Annotated in this window: 1 rRNA gene; it reads left to right on the plus strand. The window is 44.0% G+C overall.

The features are described 5' to 3' along the window. Positions 1-172: 172 nt before the first annotated feature. Positions 173-416, plus strand: a 23S ribosomal RNA gene (locus PF327_RS11435); the annotation flags it as partial.

Below are 416 nucleotides of genomic sequence, written 5' to 3' on the forward strand. Positions count from 1 at the left end.
TATTCCTCAATGGAATACACCAACAAACACATTCAAGTGTGCTTGGTATCGAAGCTTACTGTTTCAGTAAGTCTTCAAATTGAGTCCGGCAAAATCAGTCACACACTCATGAAAAATAAATGTGTGACACCTAGGTTGTTTAACAACAACCCGAAACTCCTTCGGGTTGTATGGTTAAGTGACTAAGCGTACACGGTGGATGCCTTGGCAGTCAGAGGCGATGAAGGACGTAGTAACTTGCGATAAGCTCAGATTAGGCAGTAACAGCCACTTGAGTCTGAGATTTCCGAATGGGGAAACCCAACTGCATAAGCAGTTACTGTTAACTGAATACATAGGTTAACAGGGCGAACCGGGGGAACTGAAACATCTAAGTACCCCGAGGAGAAGAAATCAACCGAGATTCCGATAGTAGC

The organism is Sulfurovum xiamenensis (assembly GCF_030347995.1).
GTDB classification, from domain to species: domain Bacteria; phylum Campylobacterota; class Campylobacteria; order Campylobacterales; family Sulfurovaceae; genus Sulfurovum; species Sulfurovum xiamenensis.